This window comes from Kitasatospora sp. NPDC058478 (genome assembly GCF_042720345.1).
Classification (GTDB): Bacteria; Actinomycetota; Actinomycetes; order Streptomycetales; family Streptomycetaceae; genus Kitasatospora.
Window position 1 is genome coordinate 27934 of record NZ_JBHXML010000078.1, and the last position, 20248, is coordinate 48181.

The 20248-nt window shown below is 74.5% G+C and carries 13 protein-coding genes and 1 pseudogene; 12 read left to right on the top strand and 2 right to left on the bottom strand.

Annotated features, from left to right (window positions below; translation table 11 throughout):
- The first annotated feature begins 26 nt into the window (after positions 1-26).
- From ACFWPT_RS33785 to cobA, 11 genes are all read left to right on the top strand, one after another.
- On the top strand, positions 27-1220 hold the full coding sequence (locus ACFWPT_RS33785) for an argininosuccinate synthase (protein ID WP_380486467.1): 1194 nt from the start codon (positions 27-29) through the stop codon (positions 1218-1220).
- A 44-nt stretch (positions 1221-1264) separates the two neighbouring features.
- The gene (argH, locus tag ACFWPT_RS33790) at positions 1265-2701 is read left to right on the top strand and encodes an argininosuccinate lyase (RefSeq protein WP_380486469.1); all 1437 of its coding nucleotides are present in this window, start codon (positions 1265-1267) and stop codon (positions 2699-2701) included.
- A gap of 107 nt (positions 2702-2808) precedes the next feature.
- Positions 2809-3066 carry a hypothetical protein gene (locus ACFWPT_RS33795; protein WP_159398377.1) on the top strand — a complete coding sequence of 86 codons (258 nt, stop codon included), beginning with the start codon at positions 2809-2811 and terminating at the stop codon, positions 3064-3066.
- Positions 3067-3541: 475 nt separating this feature from the next.
- The gene (locus ACFWPT_RS33800) at positions 3542-4045 is read left to right on the top strand and encodes a GNAT family N-acetyltransferase (RefSeq protein WP_063346839.1); all 504 of its coding nucleotides are present in this window, start codon (positions 3542-3544) and stop codon (positions 4043-4045) included.
- A 579-nt stretch (positions 4046-4624) separates the two neighbouring features.
- Complete coding sequence (locus ACFWPT_RS33805) at positions 4625-5650, top strand: methionine ABC transporter ATP-binding protein (RefSeq protein WP_063346838.1); 1026 nt, start codon at positions 4625-4627, stop codon at positions 5648-5650.
- A complete protein-coding gene (locus ACFWPT_RS33810) occupies positions 5647-6384 on the top strand; it encodes a methionine ABC transporter permease (protein ID WP_363372851.1) in 738 nt (245 codons plus the stop codon). Before ACFWPT_RS33805 ends, ACFWPT_RS33810 begins: the two co-directional genes overlap by 4 nt.
- Before the next feature lie 58 nt (positions 6385-6442).
- A complete protein-coding gene (locus tag ACFWPT_RS33815) occupies positions 6443-7267 on the top strand; it encodes a MetQ/NlpA family ABC transporter substrate-binding protein (RefSeq protein WP_063346836.1) in 825 nt (274 codons plus the stop codon).
- 198 nt (positions 7268-7465) lie between these two features.
- Complete coding sequence (locus ACFWPT_RS33820; RefSeq protein ID WP_363372849.1) at positions 7466-8116, top strand: GNAT family N-acetyltransferase; 651 nt, start codon at positions 7466-7468, stop codon at positions 8114-8116.
- Positions 8117-8360: 244 nt separating this feature from the next.
- A complete protein-coding gene (gene cbiE / locus ACFWPT_RS33825) occupies positions 8361-9626 on the top strand; it encodes a precorrin-6y C5,15-methyltransferase (decarboxylating) subunit CbiE (protein ID WP_380486472.1) in 1266 nt (421 codons plus the stop codon).
- A 536-nt stretch (positions 9627-10162) separates the two neighbouring features.
- Positions 10163-14047 carry a nicotinate-nucleotide--dimethylbenzimidazole phosphoribosyltransferase gene (cobT, locus tag ACFWPT_RS33830; protein ID WP_380486474.1) on the top strand — a complete coding sequence of 1295 codons (3885 nt, stop codon included), beginning with the start codon at positions 10163-10165 and terminating at the stop codon, positions 14045-14047.
- Between the two features lie 109 nt (positions 14048-14156).
- Positions 14157-15434 carry a uroporphyrinogen-III C-methyltransferase gene (gene cobA, locus ACFWPT_RS33835; RefSeq protein WP_380486476.1) on the top strand — a complete coding sequence of 426 codons (1278 nt, stop codon included), beginning with the start codon at positions 14157-14159 and terminating at the stop codon, positions 15432-15434.
- An 81-nt stretch (positions 15435-15515) separates the two neighbouring features.
- On the opposite strand, the gene ACFWPT_RS33840 is transcribed toward cobA, so the two are convergent.
- A complete protein-coding gene (locus ACFWPT_RS33840; protein ID WP_380486478.1) occupies positions 15516-18119 on the bottom strand; it encodes a SpoIIE family protein phosphatase in 2604 nt (867 codons plus the stop codon).
- Between the two features lie 238 nt (positions 18120-18357).
- On the opposite strand from ACFWPT_RS33840, the gene ACFWPT_RS33845 reads away from it, so the two are divergent.
- Positions 18358-19170, top strand: a complete 813-nt coding sequence (locus tag ACFWPT_RS33845) for a TrmH family RNA methyltransferase (RefSeq protein WP_380486480.1) — start codon at positions 18358-18360, stop codon at positions 19168-19170.
- Positions 19171-19272: 102 nt separating this feature from the next.
- Here ACFWPT_RS33845 and ACFWPT_RS33850 read toward each other — a convergent pair.
- Positions 19273-20248: pseudogene (locus tag ACFWPT_RS33850) on the bottom strand (hypothetical protein); the annotation flags it as partial.

Consider the following 20248-nt stretch of genomic DNA (forward strand, 5'->3'; position numbering starts at 1 on the left):
GTACGTAGAGCTGTAAGGAGAAAGCCGTGGCCGAGCGCGTCGTACTCGCCTACTCGGGCGGACTGGACACCTCCGTCTGCATCGGCTGGATCGCCGAGGAGACGGGCGCCGAGGTCATCGCCGTCGCCGTCGACGTCGGCCAGGGCGGCGAGGACCTGGAGGCGATCCGCCGGCGCGCGCTGGACTGCGGCGCCGTCGAGGCCGAGGTCGCGGACGCCCGCGACGAGTTCGCCGACGAGTACTGCCTCCCGGCGATCAAGGCCAACGCGCTCTACCAGGGCCAGTACCCGCTGGTCTCCGCGCTGTCCCGGCCGGTCATCGTCAAGCACCTGGCCGCCGCTGCCCGCAAGCACGGCGCCACCACCGTCGCGCACGGCTGCACCGGCAAGGGCAACGACCAGGTCCGGTTCGAGGTCGGCATCAACTCCCTGGCCCCCGGCCTGAAGTGCATCGCCCCGGTGCGCGACTACGCGATGACCCGGGACAAGGCGATCGCCTTCGCCGAGGCCAAGGGCCTGCCGATCGCCACCACCAAGAAGTCCCCGTACTCGATCGACCAGAACGTCTTCGGCCGGGCCGTCGAGACCGGCTTCCTGGAGGACATCTGGAACGCCCCGATCGAGGACGTCTACGACTACACCCAGGACCCGGCCGCCCCGCGCGAGGCCGACGAGGTGGTCATCACCTTCGACGCCGGCGTCCCGGTGGCGATCGACGGCCGCAAGGTGACCGTCCTCCAGGCCATCGAGGAGCTGAACGAGCGGGCCGGCGCCCAGGGCATCGGCCGGCTGGACATGGTCGAGGACCGGCTGGTCGGCATCAAGTCCCGGGAGATCTACGAGGCCCCCGGCGCGATCGCCCTGATCACCGCCCACCAGGCCCTGGAGAACGTCACCGTCGAGCGCGAACTCGCCCGCTACAAGCGGCAGGTGGAGCAGCGCTGGGCCGAACTCGTCTACGACGGCCTCTGGTTCTCCCCGCTCAAGCGCGCGCTGGACGGCTTCGTGAACGAGGCCAACCAGCACGTCACCGGCGAGATCCGGATGGTCCTGCACGGCGGCCGGGCCGTGGTCAACGGCCGCAAGTCCGACCAGTCGCTGTACGACTTCAACCTCGCCACCTACGACACCGGTGACACCTTCGACCAGTCGATGTCCAAGGGCTTCATCGAGATCTTCGGGATGTCCTCGAAGCTCGCCGCCCGCCGCGACCTCGCCTGATCCCCTCCCGTCCCCACCCCCCTTCCCCGTCAGGAGCCCACGCGATGTCCGCCGACCAGCACGCCGACCAGACCGCCGACGTCCGCCTCTGGGGCGCGCGCTTCGCCGACGGCCCGTCCGAGGCGCTGGCCAGGCTCTCCGCCTCGGTCCACTTCGACTGGCGCCTCGCGCCGTACGACATCGCCGGCTCCAAGGCCCACGCCCGGGTCCTGCACAAGGCCGGCCTGCTCTCCGACGACGAGCTCGCCGCGATGCTGGCCGGCCTCGACCAGCTGCTCGCCGACGTCCAGGCGGGCACCTTCACCGGGACCGTCGCCGACGAGGACGTGCACACCGCCCTGGAGCGCGGCCTGCTGGAGCGCCTCGGCGCCGACCTCGGCGGCAAGCTGCGGGCCGGGCGCTCGCGCAACGACCAGATCGCCACCCTGTTCCGGATGTACCTGCGGGACCACGCGAAGACCATCGGCGCCCTGGTGCTCGACCTCCAGCACGCCCTGGTCGGCCTCGCCGAGGCGCACCCGGACACCGCGATGCCGGGCCGCACCCACCTCCAGCACGCCCAGCCCGTCCTCTTCGCCCACCACGTCCTCGCGCACGTGCAGGCCCTCGGCCGGGACGCCGAGCGGCTGCGCCAGTGGGACGTCCGCACCGCCGTCTCCCCGTACGGCTCCGGGGCGCTGGCCGGCTCCTCGCTCGGCCTCGACCCGCAGGCCGTCGCCGCCGACCTCGGCTTCGAGGGCGGCTCGGTCGGCAACTCCATCGACGGCACGGCCTCGCGCGACTTCGTCGCCGAGTTCGCGTTCGTGACCGCGATGATCGGCATCAACCTCTCCCGGATCGCGGAGGAGGTGATCATCTGGAACACCAAGGAGTTCGGCTTCATCACGCTGCACGACGCCTTCTCCACCGGTTCCTCGATCATGCCGCAGAAGAAGAACCCGGACATCGCCGAGCTCGCCCGGGGCAAGTCCGGCCGGCTGATCGGCAACCTGACCGGCCTGCTGGCCACCCTCAAGGCCCTGCCGCTCGCCTACAACCGGGACCTCCAGGAGGACAAGGAGCCGGTGTTCGACTCCTGCGACACGCTGGAGGTGCTGCTGCCCGCGTTCACCGGGATGATGGCCACCCTCACCGTGCACCGGGAGCGGCTGGAGGAGCTGGCCCCGGCCGGCTTCTCGCTCGCCACCGACATCGCCGAGTGGCTGGTCAGGCAGGGCGTGCCGTTCCGGGTCGCGCACGAGGTGGCCGGCGCCTGCGTCAAGGTCTGCGAGGCCGAGGGCATCGAGCTGTCCGACCTGACGGACGAGCAGTTCGCGGCGATCTCGGTGCACCTGACGCCCGAGGTCCGGTCGGTGCTCAGCGTGCACGGCGCCATCGCCTCGCGCAACGGGCGCGGCGGCACCGCGCCGTCGGCGGTGGCGGTCCAGCTCGCCGAGGTGAAGGCGGACCTGGCGCGGCAGCAGGCGTGGATCCAGGGCTGACCGCCGGTCTGCGGGGGAGGGGCGCGACGGTCCGACCGTCGCGCCCCTCCGGCGTCCGCACCCCCGGTCGGGCGTAACCCGGCCCGCCCCGGCCCGTCATGCACGGTGTGTGCACTACCCTTCCGCCCGTCCCCTCCGCCGAGGACGTCTTCCTCGCCGAACGCCGCCGCCGCGTGGTCCGCGAGACCGTGGCCGGCCTGCCGGGCCGCTGCCCCGAGCTGGTCGCCGCCCTCGCCGAGGATCCGCCGCCGACCTACCGGGAGCTCTCCGAACGCCTCGGCATGCCGCGCGGCTCGATCGGGCCGACCCGCTCCCGCTGCCTCGCCTGCCTGCGGATCCTCCTCCATGCCGAGCGGTACCCGTGAGCCGCTGGTGACGCTCCGCATGCGGATCACCCCGGAGGCGGCGCCGCCCGGGTGACGTTCCGCACGCCCGGCCGCCGCCATCGGCCGCCGCCACCGACCTCCGCCCCCCGCGTGACCCTCGCCACGTCGAGCCGTCGCCGCCCCCGGCCACGCCCCGCGCGCGGCGCCCACCAGCCGCCCCACCACCTGCCCCACCCCCGCGTGACCCTCGCCACGTCGAACGCCCCGAAGGTTGAGAGCAGCTGACACGCGGGTAGAGCGCTGGCGAACGTAGCTCTTGACGGTGCCGCGATCGCTCGGATACTGAGCGTGAGCGCGTCGCCGTCGACCCGGGCACTTCCGGGCCGCGCGGCTGGTACGTTCGTGCGCCACCCCCGGTCAGGGCAGATCCCCGGCCGGGACATCTCCGGCAGGACATCCGGTGCGGCACCCTCACGTTTGCGCGCCGGGCACGACGATGGGGAGGCCCCAGCACATGGGCATGAGCGTGATCATCTCGGCGGCGGACGCCGAGGACGCGGAGCAGATCCTCAAGCTCCAGTACCTCGGCTACCAGCCCGAGGCGGAGCTGTACGGCGACTGGGCGATCGAGCCCCTGACGCAGAGCCTGGAGAGCCTGCGCGCCGAACTGTCCGGGCAGTACGTCCTGGTCGCCCGGCTGGGCGACGAGGTGGTCGGCACCGTCCGTGGTCACGTCGACGCCGAGGGCGTCGGCCGGATAGGGCGCCTGGTCGTCCACCCGAGGATGCAGCGGCACGGCCTGGGCGGCCGGCTGCTGGACGCGCTGGAGCGCCGCCTCGCCGAGGACGGCCGTCCGGTGACCTCCTACCGCCTGTTCACCGGCCACCGCAGCCTCGGCAACCTGCGGCTGTACACCCGCCTGGGCTACCGGCAGTCCGCGGTCGAGCCGGTCACCGACCGGCTCAGCCTGGTGCACCTGGAGAAGCCCGCCGTGGTGTCGCTCGCCGCGACCGCCTGAGCCCTCCGCCCGTTCCGGCCCGCACGGCGCCGCCACCATCCGGACACTCCGGTGGCGGCGCCGAGCCGTATCGTCGCTGGTGGCGGCGTCGGGTGTCCGCATTGCGGACATCACATCCAAGTAATTGGGTCCAAATCGACCCATCTGATTTACTGGCTCACATGACTGCGACGACGAAATGGACCCCCACCGGCACCCTGCCGGCAGGTGAGCGCGCCATGTGCCGTCGAATGTGTCACCGCTGAGGGCCACCGCCCCCGGCACCCGGTTGAGGGTGCCCCCACCTCGCGCCCCGAAGCGAGACCCGGCGTCGTTCCCGTCCGTGCGAGCGCGCCCAGCCTGCCACACCCCTTCTCCCCGCCTGCCCACCCATGGGCGGGTGGTCGTCCACGACGACTCGTGCCCGTGACTCGCGCCCGATGACTCGTAAGGGCCACGCCGTCGCGCGGCCCGGCCGCGCAGCGGCCACGATCAAGAGGTGGCAGGTCCGGATCCCCCTGGCGAAGCGCCGTGCACGTCGCCGACCGCACCCCGGTCGGGCGGCCGCCCGCCGCCCGCCCCCGACCCACGGAAGCAGCTGTGATCACCACCACGGACCTCACGAAGGTCTACCGCTCCCGAGGCCGCGAGGTGAGCGCCCTCGCCGGCGTCGACCTGCACGTCCGCCCTGGCGAGGTCTACGGAGTCGTCGGCACCAGCGGCGCCGGCAAGTCCACCCTCATCCGCTGCGTGAACATGCTGGAGCGTCCGACCTCCGGCACCGTCACGGTGGACGGGGTCGAGCTGACCGCGCTGTCCGGCGGCGAGAACCGGGCCGGCCGGGAACTGCGGGAGGCGCGGCGCCGGATCGGCATGGTCTTCCAGCACTTCAACCTGCTCTCCTCGCGGACCGTCCAGCAGAACGTCGAGCTCCCGCTGGAGATCATCGGACTGGACCGCACCCAGCGCCGCCGCAAGGCCGCCGAACTGCTCGACCTGGTCGGCCTCGGCGACAAGGCCCGCAGCTACCCCAACCAGCTCTCCGGCGGCCAGAAGCAGCGCGTCGGCATCGCCCGGGCCCTGGCCGGCGACCCCAAGGTGCTGCTCTCCGACGAGGCCACCTCGGCGCTCGACCCGGAGACCACCCGTTCGATCCTCAAGCTGCTGCGCGACCTCAACCAGCAGCTCGGCCTCACCGTCCTGCTGATCACCCACGAGATGGACGTCATCAAGTCCGTCTGCGACTCCGCGGCCCTGATGCGCGGTGGCCGGGTGGTCGAGTCCGGCAGGCTGACCGACCTGCTGGCCGAGCCCGGCTCAGAGCTGGCCCGCGAGCTGTTCCCGCTCAGCGAGTTCGGCACCGGCCACCCCGGCTCGACCGTGCTGGAGATCACCTTCCAGGGCGACTCCTCGGCCCAGCCCTTCGTCTCCCAGCTGGCCCGCACCTACCAGATCGACATCAACATCCTCGGCGCCGCGGTGGAGACCATCGCCGGCCGGATGGTCGGCCGGATGCGGGTCGAGCTCTCCGGCGGCCACCAGGACAACGTGGTGCCGATCGGCTACCTGCGCGAGCAGGGCCTACAGGTGGACGTACTGGGCGCGGCGGACGGAGCGGTGGCATGACCTGGGACCAGATGTGGGCCCTGATGGGGCCCGCCACGCAGGAGACCTTCCAGATGGTCGGCGTCTCCACGGCCGTCACCGTGCTGCTCGGCCTGCCGCTGGGCATCCTGCTGGTGCTGACCGACAAGGGCGGGCTGCTGGCGAACCGGGCCGTCAACAAGTCGATCGCCTTCGTGGTGAACATCGCCCGCTCGGTGCCGTTCATCATCCTGATGATCGCGCTGATCTCCTTCACCCGCTGGCTGGTCGGCACCTCCATCGGCTGGCAGGCGGCGACCGTGCCGCTCACCATCGGCGCCATCCCGTTCTTCGCCCGCCTGGTCGAGACCTCCGTCCGCGAGGTCGACCGCGGCCTGGTCGAGGCCGTCCAGGCGATGGGCGGCAGCACCTGGACGATCGTCCGCAAGACGCTGCTCCCGGAGGCGCTGCCCGGCATCGCCGCCTCGGTGACCACCACGATCATCACGCTGATCAGCTACTCCGCGATGGCCGGCACGGTCGGCGGCGGCGGCCTCGGCACGCTCGCCGTCAACTACGGCTACCAGCGCTTCGAGACCGCCTTCATGTGGGTCATCGTGGCCGAGCTGGTGATCCTCGTCACCGCCGTCCAGCTGATCGGCGACTTCGCCGTCCGGCGCCTCGCCAACCGCGGCGGCACCGGCGGCCGGACCCGCCTGCTGGGCCGCACCCCGGCCGGACCGGCCGCCCCCGACGAGGACCTCGTCGCCCCCTAGACCTCCCGGGTCCGACACCGGACCACGGCTCCCCGTATCACGCAGAAAGGCACTTTTCGTGCGCAACGCCCTGAAGTTCACCAGCATCCTCGCCACCGCCGGCATCGCCCTCTCGCTGGCCGCGTGCGGCAGCTCCGGGTCCTCCTCCTCGGACCCGAACGCGCCGCTCAAGGTCATCGCCAGCCCCACCCCGCACGGGCAGATCCTCAAGTACGTCAAGGACAACCTCGCGGCCAAGGCGGGCCTCAAGCTCGACATCAAGGAGGTCACCGACTACGTGACCCCCAACACGGCGGTGCAGGACGGTTCGGCCGACGCCAACTACTTCCAGCACGTCCCGTACCTGGAGGACTTCAACAAGAAGCACGGCACCGACATCGTCTCGGTCGAGCCCGTGCACCTGGAGCCGCTCGGCGTCTACTCCAAGAAGGTCAAGTCGATCGCCGACCTGCCGGACGGCGCCACCGTCGGCCTGCCCAACGACGCCACCAACGAGGGCCGCGCGCTCAAGCTGCTCGCCGACAACAAGCTCATCACGCTGAAGGACGGCGTCACCACCGCCGCCACCCCGGCCGACGTGACGGGCAACCCGAAGAACCTCAAGTGGAAGGAGCTGGAGGCCGCCCAGCTGCCCCGCTCCATCGCCGACCTCGACGCCGCCGTCATCAACGGCAACTACGCGCTCGACTCCGGCCTGAAGCCCGCCACCGACGCGCTGGTGCTGGAGAAGGCCGAGGGCAACCCGTACGCCAACATCCTCGCCGTGAAGAAGGGCAAGGAGAACGACCCGCGCGTGAAGAAGCTGGCCGAGCTGCTGCACTCCGACGAGGTCAAGAAGTACATCGACGACACCTTCCAGGGCTCGGTCATCCCGGCCTTCTGAGCCGCGGTCCGATCCACGCCCTGACCCCGACCGGGCCCCCGCCGCACCTCGGCGGGGGCCCGGTCGGGCAGGATGCACCCGGGGCGCCCTGGTCGGCGGCGTTCTGACGTACCGTCGTGCGGGCGGCGCACCGCGTGACACCCGGGGCACGGCGGGGGCGTACGGTGTTGTGTTCACGACCCGGCGAGGAGAGACGGCATGGCAGCGAGCTTCCCCGAGACCGCCATCAGCACCGAACGGCTTCTGCTGCGGCCCCTTGCGGAGGACGACGCGCCCGGCCTGGCCACGATGATGGCGGACGAACTCGTCCTGGCCTGGACCGATCTGCCGCACCCCTTCACCGAGGCGTACGCGACCGAACTCGCCCGCACCCTCGCCCCCGCCCACCGGGCCGCCGGCCGCGGCATCGTCTTCGCCGTCACCGAGCACCTCACCCAGCGCCTGGTCGGCCTGGTCGAACTGCGCAACACCGACTGGCGCCTGCGCAGCACCGAGATCTCCTACGTCACCGCCTCCTGGGCTCGCGGCGAGGGCTACGCGCCCGAGGCCGTCCTCGGCGTCAGCCAGTGGCTGTTCGAGGACCGCGACTTCCTGCGCCTGGAGCTGCGCACCGCTGCCGGGAACACCGCGGCCCAGCAGGTCGCCCAGAAGATCGGCGGCATCAGCGAGGGCGTGCTGCGCAGCGCCTGGATAGTCCGGGGCGAGTCCGGCGGGTCCGGCGAGGCCGCGGTGGAGAGCCGCAGCGACCTCATCCTGTGGAGCCTGCTCCCGGAGGACCTGGACGCGCCCGAGCCCGAGCCGCAGCGGGGCGGCTGGCACGGCGACCAGCGCTACGTGCTGCGCGACTGAGCCGCCCCGATCGCGCGAGCCGCCCGCGCCACCTGAGCCGTTCGTGCCGCTCACCCGCCACCGGCTCGTCACGGACATGTGTACGAGATGTCGGCGCCGAGGGGATCACACCCGGTAGCCTCTGCACCGGCGCCGCACACCGGCGCGGTTTGTCGGCGCACCGAGTCGCACACCGGGTGACACCACAGGGACACCCCGGGTCGCAGGCCGGTCCGCGCACCGAGTCGAGGGAGAACGGCCGCAGATGGCTGACCGGATCACGGTCATCGGGTGGGACGGCACGCCGCTGACCGAGGCCGCCGGCGCGGCCCTCGCCGCAGCGACCCTGGTGGCCGGCGCCCCCTACCAACTGAACGCCCTCCCGGTGCCGGACGTTGCCGAGCGGATCACCCTCGGCAACGTCTGGCAGGCCGCCCGGCGGATCGCCGAGCACCGCGGCGCCGCCGTCGTGGTCGCCGAGGGCGACCCGGGCTTCTTCGGCGTCGTGCGCGCGCTGCGCCGCCCCGAGTACGGCCTCGAACTGGAAGTCCTGCCCGCCGTCTCCTCGGTCGCCGCCGCCTTCGCCCGGGCCGGCATGCCCTGGGAGGACGCCCAGGTGGTCAGCGCCCACGGCGGACGGCTGCGCCGCGCGGCCAACATCTGCCGGGCCCACCCCAAGGTCGCGGTGCTGACCGCGCCCGGCGCGGGGCCGAGCGAACTGGCCCTCATGCTGCGCGGGGTGCACCGGACCTTCGTGGTCTGCGAGGCCCTCGGCACCCCGGACGAGGACGTCACCGTCCTCACCTCCGACCGGATCGCCGACCACGTGTGGCGCGACCCCAACGTGGTGCTGGTGATCGGCGGCCACGGCGGTCCCCAGGCCGGCGGGGTCGACACGGAGGCCGGCTGGCTGGCAGGGCGCCCGGTCGGCTTCCCCGGCGCGGACCGCGGCTGGGCGCTCCCCGGTGACGCCTACGCGGGCGCCGGGCGCGCGGGGGACGAGCCCGGCGCATCGGAGGCGCTCCCCGCGCACGTGCGCGCCCTGGTGCTGGCCCGTCTGGGTGCTCGTCCGGGGGACCTGGTCTGGTCGGTCGGCGCGGGCAGCGGCGCCCTCGCGGTGGAGGCGGCCCGCTTCGGCGCGGCCGTGGTCGCGGTCGAGGCGTCCCGCTCGGCCTGCGCCGGGTTGGCGGTGAACGCGCGCCGGTACGGCGTCGAGGTGGAGACCGTGCACGGGCAGGGCCCCGAGGTGCTGGGCGGCCTGCCCGAGCCGGACGTGGCGGTGGTGGAGTCCGGCGGCCTCGACGTGGTGCGCGCGGTGCTGGCCCGCCGTCCTGAGCGGTTCGTCGCGGTGCCCCGGACCCTCGCGGAGGGGGAGCAGATCCACCGGGCGATCACCGAGGCCGGCTACCGGGCGGACGGTGTGCTGCTGCAGTCCACTCCGCTGTCGGCCGCCGGTGGCGCCGGTGGCGGGCTGGTTCTGGGGGCGGGTGGAACCGGCGTGCTGCTGCTCTGGGGTGAGCAGATCGCGTGAAGGACCGGGGTGCGTCCTGTGGATTCGGCCTGATCCGCCGGGCGCATTCTGCTCCCGCGCTGTGCTGCTGAGGGGTCGTGGTGGGGCCGGGCGGTGATCCAGGTCGCATCCGGACACCGATTCGAGAGGTGACCGTGCTGGGCCGGTAGTGTGGCGTCCTGGGCGGCTGCGGCGGTCGGCGACCCACCCGATTCAGTCGGTTTGTCGCCTTTTTGACGTGGTGCAATCCGGTTTTGCTCGGAGTGTGGGCAATTCGACGGGCCGCGTGCCGGACCTGGAGAATGCCGTAGGGTCCGGTGCGGTCGTGCCGGTTGCTCCGGGTTGTCGTTGTTTCAGATGGTGCGCCGCCCGGTGTGGGCGGTGCGCAGGCCGGGGTGCCGCAGTGCGCCGGAAAGACTTGGGCCGCAGCGCCTCGGCGCGGCGGCCGCGTGTGGTTGAGGGACGGGCCGGTGCAGGCCCGGCCCGTGCGGATGGGCGCTGCGGTCGGTGATCGTGTCGCCAAGGGCGCGGCAGCGGCCTGGAAGGAGCGTTTGACAATGACCGATGGCGGCCACGTCCCGGGCGAGGGACTGCCGGAGCACCTGAACGCCGGGCCGGACACGCTCGGCGGACCGGAGGGCGTCGCGGGCGTTGCACCCCTCCAGGGCGTCGCGACGGACGGCGGTGTGATCCCGAACCCGACGGCGCCGGGCCACGGCCCGGCCGGTGGTGCGATGCCCCCCGGCGCGGGTGTCATCCCGCCGCAGGGCCAGCCTCTGGGCGCGTCCGGCTTCGCCGTACCGGCCCCCGGCCTGTCGGCTTCCGGCGTACCGGCTCCCGGTGTGCCCGGTGAGGGCTGGGGAATCGACCCGGGCGCCCCGCGTCCGGCCTTCCACTTCCTCGACCAGGACGACGAGGACGACGTCCTGCTGATGCCCGGTCCGCAGGGCTCCTGGGGCGAGCCGCTGGCGCCCCTCCCGACCGAGCAGACGCCGCTCGCCCCGCAGCAGGACGGCACGCCGGTCGAGCCTTCGTGGCCGCCGCTGGAGCCGCCGGCGCTCGGCGCCGAGCAGGCGCAGCAGCCGTTCCACGCCGCCCCGGCGCACCCGCAGGCCACGGAGGCGATGACGGCTGCTCAGCCGCCGCGCCGCCCGCTGCACGCAGGCCCGCCGATCCCGGACCCGTCGCTGATGACCGGCCAGGTCCCGGTGCGCTCGCTCGCCGACCGCGGCCCGTCGCAGGGCGGCACGCCCGCGCACGGCATCCCGGTGGTAGGCCGGCCGCCGATGGCCGAGGCCGTCGCCCCGGCGCCGGCCGCCGCGCCGCAGGCCGTTCCGGCAGCGCCCGCGCCTTCGGTGGCGCCCGTGGTTCCCGCGACGGAGGCCCAGGAGTTCCAGCAGGTGCCGCTGGCCTCGTACCCGGTCGAGGCCCAGCTGGCCGTCGAGACGGTCGGGGCGATCGAGGTGATCGAGGTCGTCGAACTGCCGGAGGCCGTCGTCGTCGCCGAGGCCGTGGTGGATGCGGCGCCGGCCGCCGTGGCCGAGCCGGTCCCGGCGGAGTCCGGCCAGCCGGTCGTCGACCCGAGCGGCACGCCCCTCGCCGGGGCCGTGGTGACGGCGCCCGCCGAGGCTCCGGTCGAGATCGTCGCCGAGCCCGTCGCCGAGGTTGGCGTCGAGGCCGCCGCGCAGGCCGCGCCCGCGGAGCAGACCGAGGCCCCCGCCCCGGCCGGCCCGCCGCGGCGCATCTCCGCATTCCTCGCCGCGCCCACCGGTCTGCCTCCGGTCGCGGCGGCCGCGCAGGCCCCGGTGGCCGAGGAGGTCGCCCCGCAGCAGCCCGCTCCCATAGCGGCCGAGGAGTCGGTCGAGGAGCCGGTCCAGGCCGCCCCGCCCGTCGAGGCCGCTGGAGCGGTCGAGCCCGGCGAGCCTGCCGAGGCCGTGGCGCCCGCGCCGGAGGCGGTCGTCGAGCCCGTCGTCGAAACGGTCGTCGAGGCGGTCGCCGAGACCGCCGCCGGCACGGGCGAGATGCCCTCCGGCCAGGCCGTCGTCGAGCCCGTCGAGCCTGCCGTCGAGGTCGCTGCCGAGCCCGTTGTCGAGCCCGCCGAGGGCGAGCAGCCGCAGGAGGCCGCGCCGGTCGTGGACCAGGCCGTCGAGGCCCCGGTCGAGCCGGTCGTCGAGCCCGTCGTCGAGCCTGAGACCGAGGCCGCCGCAGCGGAGACCGCGCCGCAGCAGGTCGCGGACGCCACCCCGGTCACCGAGGCTGCCGACGCCACCGAGCCCGTTGCCGCACCCGCCGAGCCGGTCACCGAGACCGCCGCCGAGCCGGTCGCCGAGGCTGCCCCGGCCACCCCGGAGGACCAGACCCAGCCCGTCACCGAGCCGGCCGCAGAGTCCGCCGAACAGGCCCCCGCCGCCGAGGCCCCCACCGTCGAGCCCGTGGCCGCCGAGTCCGTCGCCGAGGAGGCCGCCACACCGGAGGCCCCCGCCGCCGACCAGGCCGCTGACGCGTCCGTGGCAGCCGAGGCCCCCGCCGCCGAGCAGCAGCCGGCCGAGCCTGCCGAGCAGGCCGTCGAGCCGCAGACGGAGGCATCGACGGAGGAGCCGGCGGAGCCGCCGACGGAGGACCAGGCGGAGCAGCCGGCCGAGGAAGCGTCGGCCGAGGAGCAGGCCGAGGAGCCGGCCGAGCCCCGCGGCCCGGCCGCGCCCGGCTTCGGCGAGGCCGAACGCGAGGCCGTCCACCAGGTGATCCGCGAGCGCCGCGACATCCGCAACGGCTTCCGCCCGGACCCGATCCCGCACGAGGTGCTGATCCGCGTCCTGGAGGCCGCCCACACCGCGCCCAGCGTCGGCTACTCCCAGCCCTGGGACTTCGTGGTGATCCGCTCGGCCAAGACCCGCCGGCGGATGCACGCCCTGGCCGAGCGCCAGCGCGAGGTGTACGCGGACTCGCTGCCCAAGGGCCGGGCCAAGCAGTTCAAGGAAATCAAGATCGAGGCCATCCTCGAGACGCCGGTCAACATCGTGGTGACCGCCGACCGCACCCGCGGCGGCCGGCACACGCTGGGCCGGCACACCCAGCCCCAGATGGCCCCGTACTCGGCCGCGCTGGCGGTCGAGAACCTCTGGCTGGCCGCCCGCGCCGAGGGCCTGGGCGTCGGCTGGGTGAGCTTCTTCGACGACGAGGAGCTGGTCCGCGAGCTCGGCCTGCCCGAGCACCTGGAGGTCGTCGCCTACCTGTGCGTCGGCTTCGTCGACTCCTTCCCGGACGAGCCCGAGCTGGAGCAGCAAGGCTGGGCCAAGAAGCGCCCGCTGTCCTGGGTGGTCCACGAGGAGCAGTACGGCAACCGCGCGCTGCCCGGCGAGGAGCCGCAGAGCCTGCTCGCCGAGACCCTGCGCGGCATCCGCCCGCTGGACGCCAAGGCGCTCGGCGAGGCCTGGGACCGGCAGAAGCGGATGACGAAGCCGGCCGGCTCGCTCGGCATGCTGGAGATCATCTCCGCCCAGCTGTGCGGCCTGTCCCGCAAGTGCCCGCCGCCGATCCCGGAGCCCGCCTGCGTGGCGATCTTCGCGGGTGACCACGGCGTGCACGCGCAGGGCGTCAGCCCGTGGCCGCAGGAGGTGACCGCCCAGATGGTCGGCAACTTCCTGGCCGGGGGAGCGGTGATCAACTCCTTCGCCAAGCAGATCGGCACCGAGGTCTGCGTGGTCGACGTCGGTGTCGCCGCCGAACTGCCGGAGGCCATCCAGCAGGGCCGCACCACCGGCCTGCTGCCGCGCAAGGTCAAGCCCGGCACCGCCGACATGACCCAGGGTCCGGCGATGACCCGCGAGGAGGCCCTCAAGGCCATCGAGGTCGGTATCGAGACCGCCCGCGACCTCGTCGCGGCGGGCAACAAGGCGCTGGTCACCGGCGACATGGGGATCGCCAACACCACCGCCTCGGCCGCCCTGATCTCGGTGTTCACCGGCCTCGACCCGGCCGAGGTCACCGGCCGCGGCACCGGCATCGACGACGAGACGCACGCCCGCAAGATCGAGGTCATCCGGGCCGCGCTGGCCCTGCACCGGCCCGACCCGGCCGACCCGATCGGCGTCCTCGCCGCCGTCGGCGGCCTGGAGCACGCGGCCCTGGCCGGCTTCCTGCTGGGCGCGGCCTCGCTGCGCACCCCGGTGGTCCTGGACGGCGTCATCGCGGGTTCGGCCGCGCTGGCGGCCAAGGCGATCGCCCCCGAGGTGCTGGCGGCCTGCATCGCCGGCCACCGCTCCGCCGAGCCCGGCCACCAGGCCGCGCTGGCGAAGCTGGGCCTGCGTCCGCTGATCGACCTGGACCTGCGGCTCGGCGAGGGCACCGGTGCCCTGCTGGCCCTGCCGCTGGTGCAGAGCGCGGCCCGGGCGATGCACGATGTAGCCACCTTCGACTCCGCCGGGGTCACCGAGAAGGGCTGACGTCCTCCGTCACCACTCCGCGGACCGGCCCGAGGGCGCGCCGGTCCGCGGAGCGGCGTCACGCCGCACCCGCACCCCGGACCCTCACCCCCGATCAGGAGCACCGCCGATGACCGCGCCCACCCCGCACCCCAGCACCGAAGGCCGTACCCCGTACCCGGTCGGCCTGCTGCTCGCCGGCCGCCGCGTGGTCGTGGTCGGCGGCGGCCAGGTCGCGCAGCGCCGGCTCCCCGCGCTGATCGCCACCGGTGCGGAGCTGCACCTGATATCGCCGGCCACCACCCCGGCCGTGCAGGCGATGGCCGACGCGGGCGAGCTCACCTGGCACGCCCGCCCGTACCGGGACGGCGACCTGGCCGGCGCCTGGTACGCCCTGGTCGCCACCGACGACCCGGCGGTCAACGGTGCCGTCAGCGCCGAGGCCGAGCGCGAGCGGGTGTTCTGCGCCCGCAGCGACGACGCCGCCGCCGCCACTGCCTGGACCCCGGCCAGCGGCCGCGACGCGGGTGCCACCGTCGCGGTCCTCACCGGTGACCCGCGCCACTCCGCCGCTCTGCGCGACGCCATCGTGGACGGCCTGCGGGACGGCTCGCTGGCCGTCCGCCAGTTCCGCGCGCACGGCGTCGGCGGCGCCTCGGGCCAGCCGGGCCAGGGGAGTGTCGCCCTGGTCGGCGGCGGCCCGGGCGACCCGGATCTGATCACCGTGCGCGGCCGCCGCCTGCTGGCCGACGCCGACGTGGTGGTCGCCGACCGCCTCGCCCCGCGCGAGCTGCTCGCCGAACTGCCCGAGCACGTCGAGGTGATCGACGCTTCCAAGATCCCCTACGGCCGGTTCATGGCCCAGGAGGCGATCAACCGGACGCTGATCGAGCACGCCAGGGCCGGCAAGTTCGTGGTCCGGCTCAAGGGCGGCGACCCGTACGTCTTCGGGCGCGGCGGCGAGGAGCTGCTCGCCTGCGCCGAGGCCGGACTGCCGGTCACTGTCGTCCCGGGCATCTCCAGCTCGATCAGCGTCCCGGCGGCGGCCGGCGTCCCGGTCACCCACCGGGGCATGACGCACGAGTTCACCGTGATCTCCGGTCACGTCGGCCCGGACGACGAGCGCTCGCTCACCAACTGGGAGGCCGCCGCGAAGATGCGCGGCACCCTGGTGCTGCTGATGGCCGTGGACAAGATCGGCGCGATCGCCGCGAAGCTCGTCGAGCACGGCCGCCCGGGCGACACCCCGGTCGCGATCGTCCAGGAGGGCACCACCGCCGCCCAGCGCCGGGTGGACGCCACCCTGGCCACCGTCGCCGCGACCGTCGAGGCCGAGCGGATCAAGCCGCCGGCCGTGATCGTCGTCGGCGACGTGGTCAACGTCCTGGCGGCCGCCTTCGAGCGCTGAGCGCCCGGAGTGGGAAGTCGGGCCCGTCGACTTCCCACTCCGACTTCCCCCTCTGGTCGGCCACTCGGCCACTCCGACCGGCTACTCCAGCGGCTGCTCCGTCCAGATCACCTTCCCCGTCGCCGTGTAGCGCGTCCCCCAGCGGTCCGCGAACTGCGCGACCAGGAACAGCCCGCGCCCGCCCTCGTCGGTGGTCGCCGCGTACCGCAGGTGCGGCGAGGTGCTGCTGCCGTCCGACACCTCGCAGATCAGCGCCCGGTCCCGCAGCAGCCGCACCCGGATCGGCCCGGTGCCGTACCGGATGGCGTTGGTCACCAGCTCGCTCAGGATCAGCTCGGTGACGAACGCCGCCTCGTCCAGCCCCCAGGCCGCCAGCCGCTCCGCGACCTCGGCCCGGACGGCGCCCACCGCCGCCGGTTCGGGCGGCACCTCCCATTCCGCGACCTGGTCCGGCGCCAGCACCCTGGTCCGTGCCACCAGCAGCGCGATGTCGTCCAGCGGACGCTCCGGCAGCATCGCCCCGAGCACGTCCGCGCAGGTCTGCTCCGGTGTGCGCGGCGGCCCGGTCAGCGCCGCCCGCAGCAGTTCGAGCCCCTCACCGATGTCGCGCTCGCGGTCCTCCACCAGCCCGTCGGTGTACAGCACCAGACGGCTGCCCTCCGCGAGGTCCAGCTCGACGTTCTCGAACGGCAGCACCGCCAGCCCCAGCGGCGGCCCGGTCGCCAGCTCCGGGAACACCACCCGCCCGTCCGGGCCCACCACGGCGGGCGGCGGATGCCCGGCGCTGGCCAGCGTGCACCGCCGTGCCACCGGGTCGTAGATCGCGTACAGGCAGGTCGCCCCGGTCAGGGCCGCGCCCTCGCCGCTCCCGGCCTCGTCCTGGTCGATCCGGTTCACCAGGTCGTCCAGGTGCCCCAGCAGCTCGTCCGGCGGCAGGTCCAGTGTCGAGAAGTTGTGGATCGCCGTCCGCAGCCGGCCCATCGTCGCCGCCGCGTGCAGGCCGTGCCCCACCACGTCCCCGACGACCAGGGCCACCCGCGCGCCCGGCAGTGGGATCACGTCGAACCAGTCGCCGCCCACCCCGGCCTGGGCCGGCAGGTAGCGGTGCGCGACGTCCAGCGCGCTCTGCGGCGGCAGGTTGCGCGGCAGCAGGCTGTGCTGGAGCGTCACCGCCATCGCGTGCTCCCGGGTGTAGCGGCGCGCGTTGTCGATGCACACCGCCGCGTGCGCCACCAGCTCCTCGGCCAGCACCAGGTCGTCCGCCTCGAACGCCTCCGAGCGGTCCGCCCGCCAGAACCGGGCCACCCCCAGCAGCACCCCGCGCGCCCGCAGCGGCACCCGCACCATCGAGTGCACCCCGTACGCCAGCACCCGGGCCGACCGCTCCGGATCCTGCTCCCGCCACCTCGGGGCCTGGGCCAGCCAGGGCTCCAGCCCCGACTCCCCGCTGTGCAGCGCCCCGGCCAGCGGGGTGGCCGGCACCACGTCCAGCACCGTGTCCACCGGGTAGAACGGGGCGTCGTCCCGGATCCCGGCGAGCGCCACGCGGCGCATCCGCCCCAGCGAGGTGCCCGGCGGCGGCTCCTCGCCCGTCAGCACCTGGTCCGCCAGGTCCACCGTGACGAAGTCCGCGAACCGGGGCACCGCGACCTGCGCCAGCTCCTCCGCCGTCCGCGTCACGTCCAGCGAGCTGCCCACCGTCACCCCGGCGTCGTACAGCAGCCGCAGCCGCCGCTGCGCGCCCTCGGCCCGGCCGGACAGCGCCAGCAGCTCGGTGGAGTCACGCAGCGTGGCGACGCAGCCCGGCGGGCCGCCCACCTGGTCGGTGAGCCGGACGTTCACCGCCAGCAGCCGCTCCCCGGCCAGCACCACCTCGTCCGTCACCGGGCGCTGGGCGGTCAGCAGCTCCTCGGGCGCGGGTTCCAGGCCCAGCTCGGTCACCGGCCGGCCCTCGGCGTCCGGCGGCAGGTCCAGCAGCCGCCGCGCCTCGTCGTTGCAGAGCAGCAGCCGACCGTCCGCGCCGACGATCATGACGCCCTCGCGCACCGCGTGCAGCACGGCCGCGTGGTGCTCGTACATCCGGGTCATCTCCGCCGGGCCCAGCCCGTGGGTCTGGCGCCGCAGCCGCCGGCTGATCAGCGCCGTGCCGAGGGTGGCCAGCCCGACCGCGCCCGCGGCGGCGCCCAGCACCACCGGCAGCTGCCGCTCGCTCGCGCTGCTGACGCTGCGCACCGTGACGCCCGCCGAGACCAGCCCGGCCACCGAGCCGTCCGGCGCGTACACCGGGACCACCGCCTGGACCAGCGGGCCGAGCGAGTCGGTGACGCGCTCGGTCACCACCTGCCCGTGCACCGCGGGCAGGTAGGTGCCGACGAACTTGTGGCCGATCAGGGCCGGGTCGGGGTGGGTGTAGCGGACGCCGTCGTCGTTCAGCACGACGATGAAGCCGACGCCCGACGACATCCGCGCGGCCTCCGCCTTGGGCTGCAGGACCGCGGTCGGGTCGGGGGAGCGCAGCGCGTCGACGATGCCCGGCGAGTTGGCGAAGGTCTGCGCGACCGCCACCGACCGGTTGCGGGCCTCGTGGTCGGCGTCGGTGCGCGACTGCACCACCAGCGCCACCGCGGCCGCCGCCACCAGCAGCAGGACGACGAGGACCTGCAGCGCGAACACCTGCCCGGCCACCGACCGGTGCCGTACGGGCCACGGCCGCTTCGCGCGTGGCAGCTGTAGCCGACCGTTTGGGCGCCCACCGGAGGAGCCGGCGGAACCAGTAGCACCAGAGGCCGACGGAGCCCAGGATCGGCCCGGAAAACGGGCCATACGGCCATGTTTGCACCATGGCTGGCACAGGGCCAAGGCCAGCCCGCCCCGCGGCTTGGGCCGTTTGGCCTTCCCCGCCCCGCCTTGGCAAGATCGCAGGGTGTCCGAACCCAGCACCATCACCGACCCCGCCGACCCCCGCCTCGGCGACTACACCGGCCTCACCGACGTCGAACTGCGCCGTCGGCGCGAACCCGCCGAAGGCCTGTTCATCGCGGAGGGGGAGAAGGTCATCCGCCGCGCCCTCGCCGCCGGCTACCGGATGCGGTCGATGCTGCTGACCTCCAAGTGGCTGGAGGTGATGGCCGACGTCATCGCCGAGGCGGACGCCCCCGTCCACGTCGTCGAGCCGGGGCTCGCCGAAGCCGTCACCGGCTACCACGTCCACCGCGGCGCGCTCGCCTCGATGGAACGCAAGCCGCTGCCGCAGGCCGCGGAGCTGCTCGCCGGGGCCCGCCGGGTCGCCGTCCTGGAAGGCCTGGTCGACCACACCAACCTCGGCGCGATCTTCCGCAGCGCCGCCGCCCTCGGCATGGACGCCGTCCTGCTCTCGCCCGACTGCGCCGACCCGCTGTACCGGCGCGCCGTGAAGGTCTCCATGGGCGCCGTCTTCGCGGTGCCCTACGCCCGGCTCGACCCCTGGCCGGCCGCCCTGGAGACCGTCCGCACCGCCGGATTCACCCTGCTGGCCCTGACCCCGGCCGACGGCGCCGTCGACCTCGCCGGCCTCGCCCCGCACCGCCTCCCCAAGGCGGCCCTGATGCTCGGGGCCGAAGGCGACGGCCTGACCGGCCCCGCCCTCGCCGCCGCCGACCACGCCGTCCGCATCCCGATGGCCCACGGCATCGACTCCCTCAACGTCGGCGCCGCCGCCGCCGTCTCCTTCTACGCCGTCACCGCCCCCACCGCCTGACGGGGACGTCGGCCTCCCCTCTCACGCCGGAGGAGCCCCCACGTAGAAAGCGGGAAGCAGGAAGTCGGCCAGGCCGACTTCCTGTGCCGCGCCCTCCCGTGCTCAGCCCGCCGCAGCGGTGGGCGGAGCCGGGGCGGCGGCCGGGGGCTGGGTGGCGGGGCCGGAGGCGCCGGGCCAGGACTCGTCCAGGGTGCCGTCGGTACGGACGGTGTAGCGGGTGGAGGTGGTCGCGCCGGTCGCGGCGACCCGCTCCTCGCGGACGACCGTCCCGCCGTCGAGCCGCCAGGTGGCCGTCGCCTGCGGGTCGGCGGCTGAGGTGCGGGAGGTGGCGGCGACCGGGGTGTCCCCGATGAAGGAGAAGAGCTGGACGAGGTCGACCGGCACCGAGCCCTCGGCCCGCCGCAGGACGACGACCGCAGCCGGGGCGCCCTTGTACCGGGCGGGCAGCACGGAGCTGAGCACGACCTGCGGGCCGGCCCCGACCGACCGGCCGTCCCGGAGCGCGATGCCGGGCCCGCCGGTCCCGTCGGGGTAGCTGCGGTTGGGCCAGTCCACCACCGGCCCCGATCCGTACGGGGGCGCCAACGGGCTGTCGCCCGTGCCGCCGTGTGCGGCCGCAGCCGCGGCGGGCGGGGTGGCCGGAGGCTGGGCGGCGGGAGGTTGGGTGCCGGGGGCTGCGGCGGCGGCCCCGTCCACCGAGGTCCCCGGCACGGCCTGCGCGCCGCCCGCGGCGGGCGCACTGGCGCTGGACCCGCCGGACGGCCGCTGGCCCTGCTTGCTGCGGTTCTCGCACCCCTGGGCGGCCGCGATGGCCAGTGCGACGCCGAGCGTCACGGTGACGAAGACCACGAGCCGTTGCCGCAGCAGCCGCTGCCGCGCGTTGCCGGGCCGCCCGCCGGGGGCGGGGGTGTGCTGGCGGTCCCGGGGGTGCCCGCGGTCGCGGGTGCCGGGCCGGCCGGGGGGCGGGGTGTGCGGCCGCTCCCGCAGCGGGCGGGTCACCGGTGTGGCCTCGGGCCGGGGGAGCGGGGCGGTGGCCGCCTGCGAGCGCCGGGCCGCGGCTGCGGCGGCGGCCCGGGAC

Bases quoted from the DNA above. Each gene is read 5' to 3' on its own strand.
- argH (WP_380486469.1), top strand. From the start codon at position 1,265: ATGTCCGCCGACCAGCACGCCGACCAGACCGCCGACGTCCGCCTCTGG.
- ACFWPT_RS33800 (WP_063346839.1), top strand. From the start codon at position 3,542: ATGGGCATGAGCGTGATCATCTCGGCGGCGGACGCCGAGGACGCGGAG.
- ACFWPT_RS33810 (WP_363372851.1), top strand. From the start codon at position 5,647: ATGACCTGGGACCAGATGTGGGCCCTGATGGGGCCCGCCACGCAGGAG.
- ACFWPT_RS33820 (WP_363372849.1), top strand. From the start codon at position 7,466: ATGGCAGCGAGCTTCCCCGAGACCGCCATCAGCACCGAACGGCTTCTG.
- cbiE (WP_380486472.1), top strand. From the start codon at position 8,361: ATGGCTGACCGGATCACGGTCATCGGGTGGGACGGCACGCCGCTGACC.
- cobT (WP_380486474.1), top strand. From the start codon at position 10,163: ATGACCGATGGCGGCCACGTCCCGGGCGAGGGACTGCCGGAGCACCTG.
- cobA (WP_380486476.1), top strand. From the start codon at position 14,157: ATGACCGCGCCCACCCCGCACCCCAGCACCGAAGGCCGTACCCCGTAC.